Source organism: Burkholderia sp. MSMB1589WGS (assembly GCF_001636105.1).
GTDB classification, from domain to species: Bacteria; Pseudomonadota; Gammaproteobacteria; order Burkholderiales; family Burkholderiaceae; genus Burkholderia; species Burkholderia humptydooensis.
Window position 1 is genome coordinate 1,140,291 of record NZ_LNJT01000007.1, and the last position, 18,640, is coordinate 1,158,930.

The window sequence follows — 18,640 nt, forward strand, 5'->3', positions numbered from 1 at the left end:
TTCCAATATACTGGAGCGCATGGACGTCAACCAACTGATCGCGCGCCGTGTGCGCGCCCTTCGGGATCTTCGCGGCTACTCGCTCGACGCGCTCGCCGAGCGCAGCAAGGTGAGCCGCTCGAACATCTCGCTCATCGAACGCGCGCAGAGCAGCCCGACGGCCGTCGTGCTCGAGCGGCTCGCGAACGCGCTCGGCGTGTCGCTCGCGTCGCTGTTCGAGGACGATCGCGCCGCGCACGCCGCGTCGCCGCTCAGTCGCGCGGCCGAGCAGCCGGTCTGGAAAGATCCGGCGTCGGGCTACGTGCGTCGCAGCCTGTCGCCCGCGGCGCCCTCGCCGCTGCAACTCGTCGAAGTGAGGTTTCCGCCGGGCGAGCGCGTCGCGTACGACAGCGGCGAGCGCAACGCCGACTTCCATCAGCAGATCTGGATGCTCGAGGGCGAGATGGACATCGCGAGCGGCGACGAGACGTGGCATGTCGCGGCCGGCGACTGTCTCGCGATGCGTCTCGATCGCCCGGCCATCTTTTTCAATCCGGGCCGCAAGGCCGCGCGCTACATCGTCGCGCTCGCCGCGGCAAACGCCGTCCGTACCGGGAGAATCGATTGAGCGATGCAATCGACGTGCGATGCATCGGCCCGAACGAAGCGGCCGCATGCGTCGACGCGCTGTCCGACGTGCTGATCGATTGTGTCGACGGCGGCGCGTCGGTGAGCTTCATGGCGCCGCTCGCGCGAGACAAGGCGCGCGCGTTCTGGCGCGACGTCGCCAATGGCGTCGCGCGCGGCGAGCGCACGCTGTTCGTCGCCGAACACGCCGACGGCCGCATCGTCGGCACCGTCCAGATGATCACGCGCCTGCCCGAAAACCAGCCGCATCGCGCCGACGTCGCGAAGATGCTCGTGCATCGCGACGCGCGGCGGCGCGGCGTCGCGCAGCGGCTGCTTGCCGCGCTCGACGACGCCGCGCGCGCGGCCGGCAAGACCGTCCTCGTGCTCGACACCGTGACGGGCGGCGACGCCGAGCGGCTCTACGAACGCGCGGGATGGCAGCGCGTCGGCGTCGTGCCGGATTACGCGCTGATGCCTGACGGCGCGCCGTGTGCGACGACGTTCTTCTACAAGAAGATCTGAGCGACGGCTCGCGCCTTCTTCGTGCCTTCTTGTGCGCGCTTCTTCGCGCCGCACGCGCCCCCGCCGCCATCTTTCGATTGCCCGACACCGCGGCCGTGCTTTAAGCTCATCCGGACGGCCGTTTCGTCTGCGGATTGCGCCGCGCGCCATGCATGCCGCGTGACGCCTGTCCGTTTCCGCAAACGTCCGCGCGCCGCCGGAACGCGCGTCGGCCGCTTCGGCCCGGCGCGCATCGGCGACGGCCGGCCCCGCGTTTACTCGACGAGCGATTCCCCATGACGGTCAACCCCACTCTCGCCTTCATCGCGACGTGCGTCGGCTTCGGCTTCATTCCGGGCCCGGCGCTGCTGCAAACCGTCTCGCTGACGTTGCAGCACGGCCGTCGCGCGGGCGTGCTCTCGGCGCTCGGCATCCATCTCGGCGCGCTCTTGCAGATTTGCGCGGTCGCGATCGGCGCGGTCGTCGTGCTCGACACGTCGCCGTGGCTCTATCACGCGCTGCGCATCGCGGGCGGCGGCTATCTGATCTGGCTCGGCATCCAGCGCATCCGCACGCGCGCCGCCGGCGACGACGGCGCGCCGTCCGCAGCGCCGAAGAACGTGATCTCGTCGAGCGCGCTCATCGAGGCGTCGAATCCGAAATCGGCGCTGTTCTATCTGTCGTTCCTGTTGCAGTTCGTCGACCCGTCCGCTTCGCTCGACGTCGGCTGGCAGCTCTTCCTGCTCGGCGCGGGCGCGAACCTGCTGTTCTCGCTCGCCGATCTGACCTGCATCGCGCTCGCGCATCCGCTGTGCAAGCGCGCGGCGCCGGGCGGCGCGGCGATGACGGTCGGGCGCTATCTCGCGGGCGCGCTCTTCATCGCGCTCGGTATCGTCGCGATCGTCGAGCGCTGACGCACGGCCGGCGACGGGCTTGCGGCACCCGACACGACGCCGTCAGCGCGGCGTACAAAAATAGACAGCAACAAGTAATACATATGTAATCATCCACTGCGACGATCGCATTCCGTCCGCGCCGACGCCCCCCTTTTTCCCTGGCTCGTTTTCGTTTCACAGGATCGACGACATGTTCTTCAAGCGCTCGTTCGCTTTCTCCCCGGTCGCGCTCGCGTGCGCGGCTGCGCTCGCGCTCGCTGCCTGCGGCGGCGACGACCCCGACTACACGCAGCCGATCTCCGCGAAGGTGCAGGTGGTCGGCCATCGCGGCGCGAGCGCGCTGCGCCCCGAGCATACGCTCGCGTCCTACCGCAAGGCAATCGAGGACGGCGCGGACGTGATCGAGCCGGACCTCGTCGCAACGCGCGACGGCGTGCTCGTCGCGCGCCACGAGAACGAGATCTCGGGCACGACGAACGTGTCGGCGCTGCCGCAGTTCGCGAGCCGCAAGACGACGAAGACGATCGACGGCGCGCAGCTCACCGGCTGGTTCACCGAGGACTTCACGCTCGCCGAGCTGAAGACGCTGCGCGCGCGAGAGCGCATCCCGCAGATCCGCCCGGCGAACACCGCGTACGACGATCAGTTCGAGATCCCGACGTTCGACGAGATCGTCGCGCTCGCGAAGCAGATGTCCGCGCAGGTCGGCCGCACGATCCACCTCTATCCGGAGACGAAGCACCCGACCTACTTCCAGTCGATCGGCCTGCCGCTCGAGGACCGCCTCGTCGACGCGCTGCGCAAGAACCCGTACACCGCGCGCGACGCGACTGTCTACATCCAGTCGTTCGAAGTCGCGAACCTGAAGGCGATTCGTGCGCGAATCGGCGCGAGCCAGCCGAACTGGAAGCTCGTGCAACTGATGGACGAGCCGAAGCAGCGGCCGTACGACTTCGTGAAAGCGGGCGACGCGCGCACCTACGGCGACCTGTCGACGCAAAGCGGGATGCGCGAGATCGCGACGTATGCGAACGGCGTCGGGCCGTACAAGACGTCGATCATCCCGGCCAGCCCGGACGGCGCGCTGCAGCAGCCGACGCATTACGTGCGCTTCGCGCACGAGGCGGGGCTCGTCGTGCATCCGTATACGTTCCGGCCGGAGAACAACTTCCTGCCAGCGTCGCTGAAGGACGGCGGCGCGCCGGGCGCGCGCAACACGGCGGGATCGGTGCGCGAGATCCAGGCGTATCTGCGCGCGGGCATCGACGGCTTCTTCACCGACGATCCCGCGGTCGGCCGCACCGCCGTCGACACGTTCCGGCGGTAAGCGCCGCGCCGCTTGCGGGCCGCGCGCCGCCGCGGCCCGCGCACGAACGAGGCGCCTGTCAGCAACCGGCAGGAAGACGGCTCACAACACGCTTACAATGCAGCCTCCCACCCTTCGGAGGCATTCCCGATGACCCACGGCCTGTACGGCCCGAAGCGCTGGTATGCGCTTGTCGTTCTCTGTCTCGGCGTGCTGATGATCGTGCTCGACTCGACGATCGTCAACGTCGCGCTGCCGTCGATCGGCGCGGATCTGCACTTCACCGAAACCGCGCTCGTCTGGATCGTGAACGCCTACATGCTGACGTTCGGCGGCTGCCTGCTGCTGGGCGGCCGGCTCGGCGACCTGTACGGCCAGCGCCGGATGTTCCTCGCCGGTCTCACGCTCTTCACGCTCGCGTCGCTCGCCTGCGGGCTCGCGCAGACGCAGTTCGTGCTGATCGCCGCGCGCGCGGTGCAGGGGCTCGGCGGCGCGGTCGTGTCGGCCGTCGCGCTGTCGCTCATCATGAATCTCTTCACCGAGCCGGGCGAACGCGCGAAGGCGATGGGCGTCTACAGCTTCGTCTGCGCGGGCGGCGGCAGCCTCGGCGTGCTGCTCGGCGGCGTCCTCACGAGCATGCTCAGTTGGCACTGGATCTTCCTCGTCAATCTGCCGATCGGCGTCGCCGCCTATGCGCTGTCCGCCGCGCTGCTGCCGAAGGTGCGCGCGCAGGCGGCCGACGCGCGGCTCGACGTCGCGGGCGCGATCGTCGTGACCGCTTCGCTGATGCTCGCCGTCTACGGCATCGTCAACGGCAATGAAGCCGGCTGGCTGTCGACGCAGACGGTCGCGACGCTCGCGGGCGCGGCCGCGCTGCTCGCCGCGTTCATCGCGATCGAGACGCGCGTCGCGCATCCGCTGATGCCGCTCGCGCTCGCCACGCAGCGCAACGTCGCGGTTGCGAACACGATCGGCGTGCTGTGGGCGGCCGCGATGTTCGCATGGTTCTTCCTCTCCGCGCTCTACATGCAGCGCGTGCTCGGCTACGGCCCGCTCCAGGTCGGCCTCGCGTTTCTGCCCACGAACCTGATCATGGCCGCGTTCTCGCTCGGCCTGTCCGCGAAGATCGTGATGCGCTTCGGCATCCGCCGCGCGATCGGCGCCGGCCTCGTCGTCGCGGCCGTCGGCCTGGCCCTCTTCGCGCGCGCGCCCGCCGACGGCGGCTTCGCCGCGCACGTGCTGCCGGGCATGATGCTCGTCGGCGTCGGCGCGGGCGTCGCGTTCAATCCGGTGCTGCTCGCCGCGATGAGCGACGTCGCGCCGAGCGATTCGGGGCTCGCGTCGGGCATCGTCAACACGTCGTTCATGATGGGCGGCGCGCTCGGCCTCGCGGTGCTCGCGAGCGTCGCGTCCGCGCGCACCGACGCGCTCGTCGCCGCGCACGCGGCGCTGCCCGTCGCGCTCAACGGCGGCTATCACGCCGCGTTCGCATGCGGCGCGGCGTTCGCCGCGCTGGCCGCCAGCTTCGCGTTCGCGCTGCGCATCCGCGCGCAGTCGGATGCCGCGGCCGAACTGCAAGGCGCTGTTCACTAAACGGGGAAAAGCGCCGCCGCCCGCCGCATCCGCGGCGCTCGCCCCGATCTTTTTGCACTTTCCCGCATCGATCCGCGAGTTTTGCGACAATGGCAGATTCACTTCGCGCCGTCGCTTTCAAACGCCTAACGTTCTCCGCCGATGTCGTTGCCCCATATCGATCTGCTGTACTCCCTGTCCGGCCTCTTCGTCGGTTTTCTCGTCGGCTTGACGGGCGTCGGCGGCGGCTCGCTGATGACGCCGATCCTCGTGCTGCTGTTCAACGTCCACCCGGCGACGGCGGTCGGCACGGACCTGCTCTACGCGGCGATCACGAAGGCGACGGGCACCTTCGTGCACGGGCTCAAGGGCACGGTCGAATGGCGGATCACCGGGCGCCTCGCGGCGGGCAGCGTGCCCGCCGCCGCGATCACGCTATGGTTCCTGCATTCGCACGGCATGCACTCGCAGGAAACCAGCCGGATGATCCAGTTCGTGCTCGGCGCCGCGCTGCTGCTCACGTCGCTGTCGCTGCTGTTCCGCCCGCAGCTCGCCGCGTTCGCCGCGAAGCGCACGCGCGCGCTGCCGCCCAGCCCGGCGCGCACGCTCGCCGCGACCGTGCTCACGGGCGCCGTGCTCGGCGTGCTCGTGTCGCTGACCTCGGTCGGCGCGGGCGCGATCGGCGTGACGGTCCTGCTGCTGTTGTACCCGGCGCTGTCGACGACGCGCATCGTCGGCTCCGACATCGCGCACGCGGTCCCGCTCACGCTCGTCGCGGGCGTCGGGCACTGGATGCTCGGCTCGGTCGACTGGTCGATGCTGGTTTCGCTGCTGATCGGATCGGTGCCCGGCATCGTCGTCGGCAGCCATCTGTCGGCGCGCGCGCCCGAAGGGCTGCTGCGCCGGCTTCTCGCGACGACACTCGTCGCAGTCGGCGCGAAGCTCGTGCTGTCCTGACGCACGGCGGCGCGCCAAGCAGCGTTCGCCGGCGTGCGGCGCGTGCACGCCTCGCCGCCGTCCTTCGCCCCTTCGCCCCTTCGCGTCGTTCACCCCGCTCGACGCCGCCGGCGAACCGCCGCACCATCGCAAAAAAACGCCTCGCGAGCGCCATGCGCGCGCGAGGCGAAGATCGCCGCGAAGCCGCCGTTTGTGTGAACCGCGCCGCTTGCTGCCGCTCGCTGCCGCGTGACGGCGGCGGGCGGGCGGCGGGCGGCGCGGCCGAAAACGGCTAGCCTCGCATCACTGCTCTTGCTCTTGCTGTTGCTTCTGCTGCTTCAACTGCAGCGCCTTCTGCTGACGCAGCAGCACGCGTTGCAGCGCCTTGCGGTCCGTGAGGATGCCGTCGTAGAACGTCGCGAGATCCGCCTTCATCGCGATCCGCGAGTGATCGTTCAGATAGATCATGTGACCCGACGGATAGTATTTCATCGTCAGGTTCGCCGACTTGATCGCCGGATCGAGCGGCATCTGCGCGAGCGTGAGCTCGGTCTGGTGGAACGGCGTCACCGCGTCGAAATAGCCGTTCGCCGACAGCACCTTCAGGTCCGGGTTCAGGCTCATCGTCGCGGCGAGATCGCCCGCCGTATACAGCGTGTTGCCGCCGCCGCGGTTCGCGCCCGTCGGGTCCGTGTGGCTGAAGTCCCAGTTGTTGAACACCTGGTCGTTCAGATCGACGAACGACGATGTCGACACGTACTTCAGGTCGTTGTTGATGTAGTCGTTCCACAGCACCGTGTACGCGCCGCCGACGTTGCTGATCGACGGATCGTTGCTGCCCGAGTTCGGCAGGATGTACGGCGCGATGCCCTTGCCCGTGTAGTTCGCGCGTCCGTCGTACTGGCCGATCTGGATGCCCGGCACGAGCGTCAGGAAGAACGTGTACGGCGGGTTGTCGTCGGACGAAGGCACGTTGCCGAGCGCGGCCGGATTGCCGAACGTCTGGATCAGCGAGACCGGATCGGTGCCGATGTACGCGCCCATCTGCTGCGCGGCCGCGAGGTTCAGGTTCAGCCGCACGTTGACGAAGCCGCCGTCCTGCGGATTCGGCGCCTGCGCGAGCGGCGTGAGCACGTTGTCCGCGTAGTTGCGCGCCTGCGCCATGTACGCGTCCAGATCGGCCGGTTTCGGGCTGACGGTCGTCTTGTTCCAGTAGAACGCATCGGCCGCGAGCGTCGGGAAGATGCCGATCGCGCTCACCGCGTTCGAGTAGTCGAGGATCGACGACTGCAGCGTGATCCCGTTCAGCTCGATGCCGTCCTCATGCAGCACCCACGACGTCACCGCGCTGCGCGCCGTGCCATACGATTCGCCGAACAGGAATTTCGGCGAGTTCCAGCGCGCGTACTTCGTCAGGTAGCGCTGGATGAAGCGGTCGATCGAGTGCGCGTCCTGGTCGACGCCCCAGAAGTCCTTGTTCTTCGCCGGTGCGATCGCGGCCGAGTAGCCGGTGCCGACCGGGTTGATGAACACGAGGTCCGAGCGGTCGAGCAGGCTCTCGGGGTTGTCGCGCAACCGGTACGGCGCGGGCGGCGTGAAGTTCGGGAACGACGACTGCAGACGCTTCGGCCCGAACGAGCCGAGCAGCAGGTACACCGACGACGAGCCCGGGCCGCCGTTGTAGAAGAACGTGACGGGGCGCGGCTTGCCCGGATTCGGATTGTCGAGCGTGTACGCGACGTAGAACATCTTCGCGTTCGGCTTCGACGTGATCGGATCGATCGTCACGAGGTGGCCGGCCGTCGCCGTGTAGGTGAGGATCTGGTCGCCGATCTTCACCTGCCGGTGCACGACCGCCGTGCCTTCCGTCGCGTCGGTGACTGAATCGTTCGGTCCGGTGCCGTAGACGTCGTTGTCGATATACGGCTGATCCGGCGGCAGCGCGGCGTTGGTCGTCGCGTCGGCGGCCGTCGTCGCGTTCGCCGACGTGTTCGTGTTCGCGACGTTCGCGGCCGCGAGCGACGGGCTGGCACCGCCGCCGTCATCGCCGCCGCATGCGGCGACGAGCAGCGCGGCCAGCGCGGCAGCGGCGACCGGCCGTGCCGCCCTGAACAATCCGAGCGCGAAACCGTCTTTCAAGGACTTCTGTATCTTCATTATTGCCCTCTCGAATAGAACGATAAATTCCGCCGATTGAAACGGATGATTTCATCGACGCGCTTCGCCAGGAATGCGACCGTTATGCGACGCGCACCCCGAGCATTTTCTCCATGCGCGGCATCAGCGCACGGAATTATTTACCCGCCCGTATTTCCGGCTCGACGCACTGGAATCAATTCCAGAATAAAATCGGCAAGCGCAATACCGATCGTGCGGGACGCCCCCTGCGTTCCGAGTAGACAAGCCCGCCCCTGCGCGCAGCGCGGGCGGCCGCGCACATTGTTTTCAGGAAAATAATCTCCCCTTCGATTTTCAATTAATCGAATAACGGAAATTCAGTTCGATTTTTCGAAGACCAAAAAATGTTTTCGAAAGTATTATTTAATAAAAATGAAATGCATGAGTCGCCTGTAATTTTTAAAAATGCGATCAAATACCGGCGCATATTAGAAGCGCCCGCCCGCAACGTAAAGTAAGAATTTGTTACAGCGGAACCGGCGAATCGCGCCGATGCGGCGGATGCTCGCCGGCCAATGAAAAACGGCCGGCCGCACGTGCGTGCAGGCCGGCCGTCGCGGCCAGCGAGTGTGCGCGGCGCGTCAGAGCGGCACGTCGATCACGCCCGCGTTCACGATGATCGCGTTCGCGCCCGGCGACTGGACGATCGGCGGCAGATTCGCCGTCGACAGCGCGGGCGCGGCGCCCGGCACGCCGCCGCGCGGCACCGTGCGAATCACCTGCGACGGTGGCAGCGGCGTGCCGTTCTTCAGGTGATTCCACATCAGGTTGAGCGCCTGCTCGTCGTAATAGTGAACCGGCACGAAGCGCGTGTCGAAGCCGGGCACCGCCAGGAACGCGTCGAAGTGCTGGCCGTTCGTCACTTCGTAGAACGCAAGCTGGCTCGCGCTGCCCTCGGTCGCGCTGTTTTGCGCGACATACGCGCGCGACGCGTGATTGACGGGCACGAGCGCGTCGCTGCGGCCATGCACGATGATAGCCGGCTTGTGCTGCAGATTCGCGGCCACACGCACCGCATCGACGTTCGCGCCGATGCCGAGCTGGCTCGCGGTCCATAGCTGGCGCAGGCAAAACGCGCCCGCGAAGCTCGCGTCCGGCGTCGCGAGCCGGTGGTCGACGCCGCCCGACGCGCCGTTGAACACGAGATTGATCCCGTTCGTCGGCGGCACGCCGTTGCCCGCGCCGAACAGGCTCGTCATCGGCGACGCGACGGGCGGGGCAACGGCGCCCGTCGCCGGGTTCGTCGTCGCGAAGCTGAAGTTGCAGAGGTTATCGGTGACGCGCGAGCGCGTGTAAGCGTTCGCATACGTAACCGCGATCGCCGGAATCGCCTGCGAATCCCACATCGGCGCCTGAAGCAGGTCGGAGTCCGCGAGGTAGCCGGCCGCATGCAGTTGCGCGAGCGCGTCGCTCGCCTGGGTCGCCGTATCGGCGCCCGACACGAGCCCGGCCGCAGCGAGCGTCGCGCAGCGCTGCGTGCGGATCGCCTGCGTGACGCCGACGGGCAGCGCGCTGAGGTAAGGCGCGCCCGTCGCGGCGACGGCCGCCGCCGCGCACGGTTGCAGCAGGTTCGCGAGCGTCGCGTAATCGGCAAGCGGCCGGCCGAACGACGGCACTCTCGCGCCGCCCTGCTCGACCGTCACGCCGGGCGTAAGGCGCACGTTGATCTGCGGCTCGCCGACGACGACCGCGGTGATCCAGCCGCGCGTGTCCTGCTCGGCCGCCGCGAGCGCCGACCCGCCGCCGTTGCTGACCGATGCGGCGATCGTCGTGATATCGCCCGGCCGATAGCGGATGCCGTGCTGCGTGATGTCGACGACGGGGCCGAACTGCTCGTTCAGCGCCCAGTACGCGAACTCGACCGCCTGCAGCGTCACGCGCCCCCAGTCCTGCTCGGGATTCTGCTGCGAATGCGCGTGCTTGTATGCGTAGCGGTTCGGAAACGCGCTGTTGAACGCGGCGAGCGTGCTGCTCGATTCGCTCGCGGTGAAGAGGCTCGCGCTGCCCGCGCTCGACGCGTTCGCAAGCGTGCCGTCGATCAGCGTGACGAGCCCCGTGCCGATCTCGTGCGCGCCGTTGCCGCCGCCCTTGTCGTTGTACGCAACCGCGCAGCCCCGCTTCAGGCCCCACTCGCCCGCCGCGGCGATCGCGCCGTAGACGCCGCGCGAGCCCGACGCCGTCGCCGTCACGATGCACGGATTCGCCGGATCGAAGCTCGCCGGCACCTGCACGAGCAGCGTGACGTTCTTGCGGCCGCTGCCGTCGTCGGAGTACGCGAGATATTCGGTGCCGGGAATCTTGCCTTCGCCGAGCGTGTCGTTGCCCGCGAGGTCGACGTTCGGCCCCCAGAAGCGCCCGTAGCCGCCGTTCGGCGTGATGTCGACGAGCGCCCGGTAGTTCGAGTAGATCGCAAGGCGCCGCAGTTCCGCCGCGCTCGGTTGCGCCGGATTCGCGAAGCCCGGCCGCGTATCGCTGCCGAGGCCCGTCTTGCCGAGCCCCGCCGTCAGCAGATCATCGCTCGCGCCGTCGTAGGTCGTCTTGCGCACGCTGCCCGAAACGAAGCCGGGCAGCGCGTTCACCTGCGCGTTGTCGTCGCTGTGGCACGCGCCGAGCAGCACGCCGCCGAGAAGCGCGAGCGCCAGCATCGGCGCGCGCCTCGATCCGCCCCTGATCGTCGTCATTGTTGCCCCCAGTCTGCCTGATTGGGTCGAATCGCCCGCTCGCCGGGCGGCGCGCGCCGCGCCCAGGCACGGCCGGCGCGCGCGGCGGGCGGCGTCGCTGCGCCGCCCGCGCCTCGCCGTCACTGCGGCTGCACGGACAGCTTGTTGTCGACCGACACGACGCCCGCGACGCCCTTCGCCGCCTCGACCGCCTTGTCGATCTGCGACGCGTCCGGCACCGAGCCCTCGAGCGTCACGATTCCGCCTTTCGTGCGTACCGTGATGTTCGACACATTCACGCCGTTCGCCTTCGAGATCGCCTTGCGCACCGCGTAGCCGAGCTTGCGGTTCGACTTGCGCGCGGTCTTCGCGGCGGCCTTCGACGCGTTCTGCGCGGCGGCGGGCGCGCTCGCCTCGGGCGCGGCGTCGCTCCCCTGAGCGAGTGCGTTGCCGCATGCGAGCGCCGCGACGATCATGCCTGCGACAGCCTTCGATACGATCGGTTTCATGCGTTCTCCTGGTTCTGGTTGTTTCGACGGGAACCGCGACAGCAGGCGATGCTCGGTCATGAACGGACCGCGATGCGGCGTCGCGCGACGCCGCACGACGGCTGCGCGAGATGTTGCGGGAAAAGCGCCGGCCCGGAACCGGGCCGCGTCGCGCCGGGCGTGGCCGCGCAAAAAGGGCGCCCGCGCGGCCGCGTTCGATAGCTGAACGCGAACGCGCGGCGCGCCCTGCACAATGTAATCCACAGTGCGCATGCGCGCCAAGTTCTCGTGCTGCGGCGCGGCGCTGCCGCAGCGGCGCCGAACTCGGGTACCATCGCCGCGAACAGATCGCCCGCCGTCAGCCTCATGAAGCCAGAACCCACCCGCCGCCACCGGCCGCATCGCATCGTCGCCCGCTTCGTCGCGGTGTCGTGGCGCGATCTCGCGATGTCGATCGGGCCGACCGTCGTGCTGTCGATCGCCGCGATCTGGCTCGCGATCGCGCTGATCCAGCCCGCGCCGCCGACGTCGCTCACGATCTCCGCGGGCCCGCCCGGCAGCACGAACTGGCGCGCGGCGCAGCGCTACAAGCAGATCCTCGCGAAGAACGGCGTGATGCTCGACGTGCTCGAATCCGAGGGCTCGGCCGAGAATCTCGCGCGGCTGTCGGACCCGGCGCGCAAGGTCGACGTCGGCTTCGTGCAGAGCGGCATCGAGCAGAAGGAAAAGCACGAGGATCTCGTGTCGCTCGGCAGCGTCGGCTACGTGCCGCTCGCGATCCTCTATCGCGGGCCCGTGATCGAGCGGCTGTCGCAGTTCAAGGGCAAGCGGCTCGCGCTCGGGGCCGAGGGCGCGGGCGCGCACGAGCTCGGCCTCGCGCTCCTGAAGATGAACGGCATCGCGCCGGGCGGCCCGACCGCGCTGCTGCCGCTGTCCGGCGAGGACGCCGCGCGCGCGCTGACGGAAGGCCGCATCGACGCGGCGTTCCTGTCCGGCGACTCGACGCAGATTCCCGTGATGGCGAAGCTGTTCCGCACGCCCGGCGTGCATTTCTATTCGTTTGCGCAGGCCGAGGCGTACACGCGGCGCTTCCCGTACCTCACCGACATCACGCTGCCGATGGGCGTCTACGATCCGGGCACGAACCTGCCGCCGTCGGACATCCACACGCTGTCGCCGACCGTCGAGCTGATCGCGCGCGACACGCTGCATCCCGCGCTGTCGGACCTGCTCATCGAGGCCGCGCGCGAAGTGCACGGCCGCGCGACGATCCTGCAGCGCGCGGGCGAATTTCCATCGCCCGTCACGCACAGCAGCTTCCTGTTGTCCGACGACGCCGCGCGCTACTACAAGTCGGGCAAGACGTTCCTGTACCGGAAGCTGCCGTTCTGGGTGGCGAGCCTCGTCGACCGGCTGCTCTTCATCGTCGTGCCGCTCATCGTCGTGCTGATTCCGGGGCTGCGGCTCGTGCCGGCGCTGTACGGCTGGCGCGTGCGCTCGCGGATCTACCGGTGGTACGGCGCGCTCATCGCGCTCGAGCGCAGCGCGCTCGGCGAGCACACCGCGCAAGAGCGCATCGTGCTGCTCGACAAGCTCGACGACGTCGAGGAATCGGTCAACCGGATGAAGATGCCGCTTGCGTACGCCGGCCAGTTCTACGTGCTGCGCGAGCACATCGGCTTCGTCCGCGAGCGGCTGCTCGCGCGCGAGCACGAGACGCCGCAGCCCGCCGCGGCCGCGCCGAAAGCCGCCGGCGCGCCGCCCGCCGGCACGCGCCCATCGGGCGACGCTTGAGCCGAAAATCCGTCGCGACGGCTGCATTTGCCCACGCCGCCGCGTAACATTCAACAAAGAGGCCGCGCGTTGCGTCCTATTCCTCAGGAGACTCTCCATGACCGTCGGCCTCGACGCCTCCCAGCCGATATGGTTCTACGACTTCCTGTCGCCGTTCTCGTATCTGCTGCTGGAGCAACACGACAAATGGCCCGGCATCGCGTTCGCGCTCACGCCGGTGGCACTCGCCGAACTGCATCGCCACTGGGGCCAGCGCCCCGCGTCCGGCGTGCCCGCGAAGCGCGTCTTCATCTACCGGCACGCGCTCTTTCGCGCCGAGCAGCTCGGCATCCCGTTCAGGATGCCGCCCGCGCATCCGTTCGATTCGACGCGCGCGCTGCTGCTCGCGATCGCGCTCGATTCGGACGTCCAGGCGATCCGCGAGATCTTCCGCTTCATCTGGCGCGAGGGGCGCGATCCGTCCACGCCCGACAACTTCGCCGAGCTGTGCGGCCGCGTCGGCATCGCGCACGACGACGACCGGCTCACGTCGGACGAAACGCGCGCGCAACTGCGCCGCAACACCGACGACGCGATCTCCCTCGGCGTATTCGGCGTGCCGACGTTCTGGCTGAACCGCCAACTGTTCTGGGGCGAGGACGCGCTGCCGATGCTGCTCTATTGCGCGCGCACGCCGAGCTGGCTCGAATCGAGTGAAGTCAGGCGCATCAGCACGCTGCCGTCCGGGCTCGCATGACGCTGCCCGCCTCGCCGCCCCGCGCTCGCGCGACGCGCGGCGAGCGCGCCTGATGTTGCCCTCCCCGCCGCCGATGCGACCGGATCAGGAGCGCGCCGCGTCGCTCGACATCTGGCTCGTGCGCGTGTTGCGCACGCTGCTCGTCGAGCGCAGCGTGACGCAGGCCGCGCTGCGCCTGAACCAGACCCAGCCCGCGATCAGCGCCGCGCTGCGCAAGCTGCGCGACGCGCTCGGCGACCCGCTCCTCGTGCGCGGCAAGACGGGCATGGTGCCGACCGAGTACGGCGCGTCGCTTCTCGACGCGGCCGAGCGCGCGCTGCGCGACGTCGACTTCGTCTCGACGCCGCACGGCCCGTTCGATCCCGATACCGCGCGCCGCACGTTCCGGATCGCCGCGCCCGACTATCTGAACGACTTCTTCATGCCGACGCTCGTCGCGCGCTTTCGCGCGGCCGCGCCGCACGCGCGCATCGAGATCGATTCGCTGAATCCGTCGCTCGATCACGCGGCCGCGCTCGATTCGGGCGCGCTCGATCTCGTGATCGGCAACTGGCCGAAGCCCGATCCGCGCTTCGTGCGCACCGACCTGTTCTCGGACACCGTTGTCTGCCTGATGCGGCACGACCATCCGCTCGCGCGCGCGCCGCTCACGCGCGACGCGTATGCGAGCGCCGTGCATCTCGCGCCCGCGCCGTACATCGGCGCGCGGCACAACGCGATCGAGCTCGGCCTCGCGCGGGCAGGCATCGCGCGGCGCGTCGCCGCGACGCTGCCGTACTTCGGGCTCGTACCGCAGGTGCTGCTGCAATCGGACCTGATCTTCACGACGACGCGCCGCTTCGCGCTCCATTACGCGCAACTGCTGCCGCTCGTCGTCGTCGCGCCACCCGTGCCGTTTCCGCGCATCCGGTGCTATCAGCTCCGGCACCCGGCGCCCGATCGGCCGACCGACGTCGACTGGCTGGGCGCGCTGATGGCCGATGTGTCGGCGGAATTGACGGCGCGGGGGAAGCGGCGGTAGCTGCCGGTGGTCGGCGTGATGGCCGATGCGATCAGCATCGGGCCGTCGCTGGCTGCGCCGCGCGCCGCCCGTTCGCCGGTGCACGCATCGCTGAATCGCGAACGGCTCACTTCGCGCAGAACGTTTCCTGCAGATGCGTCCAGCGCACCGCGCCCGTGCGCGGGTCGCGCTCGAACACAGCGGTCGAGCGGCGCGTCGGCAGCTCGCCTGTCGCGTCGGACTGGAACTCGCAGTAGCTGACGACGCCGCGCGCCGCGTCCGCGACGAGCGCGCGCATCTCCGAAAAAGTGATCCTCAAGCCGGGCTTGCGGCCGGCGAGCCGCGCGAACAGCGCGCGCGTGGCCGCGTGATCGTAGACGTCGCCGTCGGTGCCGACCATCGTGAAAGACGGCGCGAAGCGCGCCATCAGCGCGTCGAGCGCCCCGGGCCCGGACACGTCGCCCGAGAGCCAGCCGCCGATCGCGTCGCAGCCGGCGACGACTTCGTCGAAATATGGTTGATGCGCTTGCATGGGTCTGCCTCGTTGACGCGAGCGGCGTGTGGCGCGTGTGGCGCGCGAGATGACGAGTGTACCGGCTCCCGCGGCGCATGGTCGGCGCAATGCGCGGCGTCGCCCCCGGTGGCGCAACGAATCAGCGCGCCGGCACCGGGTCGAGGCCCGTCTTGCGCACGTCGTCGGCCGACGCGGGGGACGCCAGATAGTCGAGCAGCGCGCGCGCCTCGCGCGGATGTTTCGCACCGACAGGAATCCCGCCCGCGAAGCGCGTCACCGATTGCAGCGACTCCGGGATCTTGCCGACGAACGTCACACCCCGCACCGGCAGCAGTTCGCTCACCTGCTGGAAGCCGAGCGCATAGGCGCCGTCGGCGACCTTCGACGCAACCGGAATGCGCGGCACCATCGTCGCCTTCGGCCTGACCTCGGCCTCGACGCCGAGCCGCTTGAAAAGCTCGTTCTGGACGTAGACGCCGCTCGCGCTGTCCGAGTACGCAACCGACTTCGCCTGCAGCAGCGCGGCCTTCAGCGCGCCGGGCGTGCCGATGTCGGGCACGGGCTCGCCCGCGCGCACGACCGCGCCGATCCGCGAATCCGCGAGCTCGACGCGCGAGCCCGGATCGACCTTGCCTTCGCTGATCAGCTTGTCGAGCGCATAGCCGACCATGATCACGACGTCGGCCGGCTCGCCGCGCGCGAGCCGGTTCGGGATCGCCTCCGGCGTCGCGCCCATCGACGGGCCGTACGCGATGTCGAGCGTATTGCCCGTCGCCGCCTCGAACTTCGGCGCGAGCAACTTGTACGCGGCCGTGAAGCCGCCGGAATTCATCACGTGCAGCTCGGCCGCGTGCGCTTGCGCGAGCGCGGCGGCCGCGGCCAGCAGCGCGGCGCCGATGGGCTTCGTCAGGGGATGTCTCATCGTTTTCGTCGTCGTCGGTGTCGATCGGTGTCGGGGAGAAAGCGACGATCATCTTCGCGGAAACCGGTTCCGCTGAAAAGCGCAGGTTTATACGGATCGGTTCAATTCGCTTCGCAGCGTCTCTGCGTTGCGCATTCGCGCGTCGCGGCAATCGTCGCATCGCGCGGCGCGCACCGCCTGCACCGCGCGCAGGATCGACTCGCCCGTCGCGGGCGCGGCGAGCGGCGGATTGATCGCGTAATCGCCGAGCGCCGCAATCGCGTCGCGGATCGCGAAGAACACCGAGAACGGCAGCAGCAACGGCGGCTCGCCGACCGCCTTCGAGCGGTGAATGCTGTCCTCCCCGTTGCGGTTGTCGAACAGCTTCACGCGGAAGTCCGGCGGACAGTCGTTGACGGTCGGGATCTTGTATGTCGACGGCGCGTGCGTCATCAGCTTGCCGCCGTCGTTCCACCACAGCTCCTCGGTCGTGAGCCACCCCATCCCCTGGATGAACGCGCCCTCCACCTGCCCGATGTCGAGCGCCGGATTCAGCGACGCGCCGACGTCGTGCAGCACGTCCGCGCGCAGCACGCGCATCTCGCCCGTCAGCGTGTCGACGACGACTTCCGACACCGCCGCGCCGTACGCGTAATAGAAGAACGGCCGCCCGCGCAGCGCCGCCTGATCCCAGTGCAGCTTCGGCGTCGCATAGAAGCCGTCCGACCAGAGCTGCACGCGCGCGCGATACGCATGCGCGACAAGCTCCTCGAACGGCACCGCCGTCTCGCCGACGCGCACCTCGTCGTGCGCGAAGCGCACGTCGGCCGCGCACGCGTTGCCGCCGCCGACATGCTCGGCCGCGAACGCGGCGAGCCGCTCGCGCAACTGGCGCGCGGCGTCCTGCGCGGCCTTGCCGTTCAGGTCGGAGCCTGTCGACGCCGCGGTCGCCGACGTGTTCGCGACCTTGCTCGTATCGGTCGCCGTCACGCGAATCCGCGCGAAGCCGACGCCCAGCTCGTGCGCGACGACCTGCGCGACCTTCGTGTTGAGCCCCTGGCCCATCTCGGTGCCGCCGTGGTTCACGAGGATCGAGCCGTCGGTGTAGATGTGGACGAGCGCGCCCGCCTGGTTGAAATGCGTGACGTTGAACGCGATGCCGAACTTCACCGGCGTGAGGGCGATGCCCTTCTTCAGCACCGGGCTCGCCGCGTTGAACGCGCGCGTCGCCGCGCGGCGCGCGCGATACGCGCTCGTCGCCTCGATCTCGGCGATCAGCTCGGGCAGCACGTTGTCCTCGATCGTCTGCCCGTACGGCGTCACGTTGCGCTCGGTCTTGCCGTACAGGTTCGCGCGGCGCACGTCGAGCGGATCGCGGCCGAGCGCGCGCGCGACGCTGTCGACGATGTACTCGATCGCGAACGCGCCCTGCGGGCCGCCGAAGCCGCGAAACGCGGTGTTCGACTGCGTGTTCGTCTTCCCGCAGCGCCCGACGATCGACACGTCGGGCAGCCAGTACGCGTTGTCGAAGTGGCACACGGCGCGCGTCATCACGGGCCCCGACAGATCGGCGGAGAAGCCGCAGCGCGACGTCATGTCGACCGAGACGCCCTCGATCACGCCCGCGTCGTCGTAGCCGACGTCGTAGCGGTAATGGAAGTCGTGCCGCTTGCCGGTGATCATCATGTCGTCGTCGCGATCGGGGCGCAGCTTCACCGGGCGCTGCAGCTTCCAGGCGGCGAGCGCGGCGCAGCACGCGAACAGGCCCGATTGCGATTCCTTGCCGCCGAAGCCGCCGCCCATGCGCCGGCATTCGACGAGCACGTCGTGCGACGCGAGGCCCAGCACGTGCGCGACGAGATGCTGCATCTCGCTCGGATGCTGCGTCGAGCTGTACACGTGCATCGCGCCGTCTTCCTTCGGCACCGCATACGCGATCTGCCCTTCGAGATAGAACTGCTCCTGGCCGCCCAACGTGAGTTCGCCCGCGTCGCGATGCGCGGCGCGCGCGATCCGTGCGGGCGCGTCGCCGCGCGCGAGCTTCATCGGCGGCAGCACGTACGAGTCGGCCGCGCGCGCGGCCTGCGCGGTCAGGATCGCCGGCAGCTCGTCGTATTCGATCTGCGCGAGACGCGCGGCGCGGCGCGCGGCATCGTGCGACGCCGCGACGACGACGAACATCGGCTGCCCGACGTACTGGACGACGCCGTCGGCGAGCACCGGATCGTCGTGGACGATCGGCCCGCAATCGTTCGCGCCCGGAATGTCGGCCGCGGTCAGCACCGCGACGACGCCCGCCGCCGCGCGCACCGCGTCGAGCCGCATCGACACGATCCTCGCATGCGGCTTCGCGGACAGGCCGAGCGCCGCGTGCAGCGTGCCCGCGACGAGCGGGATGTCGTCGGTGTAGGTCGCGCGCCCGCTCACGTGCAGATGCGCGGATTCGTGCGGCCGCGACACGTGGACCTGCTTGAACGCGTCGCGCCCGGCGTCGGCGGTGAAGCTCAGGAAAGGTTCGGCTTGCTGATTCATGATGCGATGGCTCCGCT

Annotated in this window: 15 protein-coding genes; 9 read left to right on the top strand and 6 right to left on the bottom strand. The window is 69.1% G+C overall.

What is annotated here, in order from left to right:
• Positions 1 to 19 precede the first annotated feature (19 nt).
• From WT16_RS13225 to WT16_RS13255, 6 genes are all read left to right on the top strand, one after another.
• Positions 20 to 607, top strand: a complete 588-nt coding sequence (locus WT16_RS13225) for an XRE family transcriptional regulator (RefSeq protein WP_059930856.1) — start codon at positions 20 to 22, stop codon at positions 605 to 607.
• Positions 604 to 1,131, top strand: a complete 528-nt coding sequence (locus WT16_RS13230; RefSeq protein WP_006025479.1) for a GNAT family N-acetyltransferase — start codon at positions 604 to 606, stop codon at positions 1,129 to 1,131. The genes WT16_RS13225 and WT16_RS13230 overlap by 4 nt, the downstream gene beginning before the upstream one ends.
• A 275-nt stretch (positions 1,132 to 1,406) precedes the next feature.
• Positions 1,407 to 2,024: a LysE family translocator gene (locus WT16_RS13240; RefSeq protein WP_063533491.1), complete on the top strand. Its 618-nt coding sequence runs from the start codon at positions 1,407 to 1,409 to the stop codon at positions 2,022 to 2,024.
• A 172-nt stretch (positions 2,025 to 2,196) separates the two neighbouring features.
• Positions 2,197 to 3,333, top strand: a complete 1,137-nt coding sequence (locus WT16_RS13245; RefSeq protein ID WP_063533492.1) for a glycerophosphodiester phosphodiesterase — start codon at positions 2,197 to 2,199, stop codon at positions 3,331 to 3,333.
• 129 nt (positions 3,334 to 3,462) lie between these two features.
• Entirely contained in the window at positions 3,463 to 4,905 is a 1,443-nt protein-coding gene (locus WT16_RS13250) for a DHA2 family efflux MFS transporter permease subunit (protein ID WP_063533493.1), read from the top strand.
• Positions 4,906 to 5,046: 141 nt separating this feature from the next.
• Positions 5,047 to 5,841, top strand: coding sequence for a sulfite exporter TauE/SafE family protein (locus WT16_RS13255; protein ID WP_009913406.1), 795 nt, complete (start codon positions 5,047 to 5,049; stop codon positions 5,839 to 5,841).
• Positions 5,842 to 6,123: 282 nt separating this feature from the next.
• On the opposite strand, the gene WT16_RS13260 is transcribed toward WT16_RS13255, so the two are convergent.
• From WT16_RS13260 to WT16_RS13270, 3 genes are all read right to left on the bottom strand, one after another.
• Positions 6,124 to 7,977: a peptidase S1 gene (locus WT16_RS13260; protein ID WP_063533494.1), complete on the bottom strand. Its 1,854-nt coding sequence runs from the start codon at positions 7,975 to 7,977 to the stop codon at positions 6,124 to 6,126.
• A 602-nt stretch (positions 7,978 to 8,579) separates the two neighbouring features.
• Positions 8,580 to 10,679 carry a D-(-)-3-hydroxybutyrate oligomer hydrolase gene (locus WT16_RS13265; RefSeq protein WP_063533495.1) on the bottom strand — a complete coding sequence of 700 codons (2,100 nt, stop codon included), beginning with the start codon at positions 10,677 to 10,679 and terminating at the stop codon, positions 8,580 to 8,582.
• A 119-nt stretch (positions 10,680 to 10,798) separates the two neighbouring features.
• Positions 10,799 to 11,167: a BON domain-containing protein gene (locus WT16_RS13270; RefSeq protein WP_009913409.1), complete on the bottom strand. Its 369-nt coding sequence runs from the start codon at positions 11,165 to 11,167 to the stop codon at positions 10,799 to 10,801.
• Positions 11,168 to 11,512: 345 nt separating this feature from the next.
• Here WT16_RS13270 and WT16_RS13280 point away from each other — a divergent pair, with 345 nt between their 5' ends.
• The 3 genes from WT16_RS13280 to WT16_RS13290 all read left to right on the top strand — a co-directional run bounded on the left by WT16_RS13280 (position 11,513) and on the right by WT16_RS13290 (position 14,697).
• Positions 11,513 to 12,940, top strand: coding sequence for a TAXI family TRAP transporter solute-binding subunit (locus WT16_RS13280; protein WP_063533497.1), 1,428 nt, complete (start codon positions 11,513 to 11,515; stop codon positions 12,938 to 12,940).
• Positions 12,941 to 13,037: 97 nt separating this feature from the next.
• Positions 13,038 to 13,676 carry a 2-hydroxychromene-2-carboxylate isomerase gene (locus WT16_RS13285; protein WP_006025470.1) on the top strand — a complete coding sequence of 213 codons (639 nt, stop codon included), beginning with the start codon at positions 13,038 to 13,040 and terminating at the stop codon, positions 13,674 to 13,676.
• Between the two features lie 73 nt (positions 13,677 to 13,749).
• Complete coding sequence (locus WT16_RS13290; RefSeq protein ID WP_015600195.1) at positions 13,750 to 14,697, top strand: LysR family transcriptional regulator; 948 nt, start codon at positions 13,750 to 13,752, stop codon at positions 14,695 to 14,697.
• A gap of 106 nt (positions 14,698 to 14,803) precedes the next feature.
• Here the strand turns inward: WT16_RS13290 and WT16_RS13295 are convergent, their stop codons facing one another.
• The 3 genes from WT16_RS13295 to xdhB all read right to left on the bottom strand — a co-directional run bounded on the left by WT16_RS13295 (position 14,804) and on the right by xdhB (position 18,623).
• Positions 14,804 to 15,208, bottom strand: coding sequence for a nuclear transport factor 2 family protein (locus tag WT16_RS13295; RefSeq protein ID WP_063533498.1), 405 nt, complete (start codon positions 15,206 to 15,208; stop codon positions 14,804 to 14,806).
• A 121-nt stretch (positions 15,209 to 15,329) separates the two neighbouring features.
• Positions 15,330 to 16,112, bottom strand: coding sequence for a substrate-binding domain-containing protein (locus WT16_RS13300; RefSeq protein ID WP_059930870.1), 783 nt, complete (start codon positions 16,110 to 16,112; stop codon positions 15,330 to 15,332).
• A gap of 87 nt (positions 16,113 to 16,199) precedes the next feature.
• Positions 16,200 to 18,623, bottom strand: a complete 2,424-nt coding sequence (xdhB, locus tag WT16_RS13305; protein ID WP_006025466.1) for a xanthine dehydrogenase molybdopterin binding subunit — start codon at positions 18,621 to 18,623, stop codon at positions 16,200 to 16,202.
• Positions 18,624 to 18,640 lie beyond the last annotated feature (17 nt).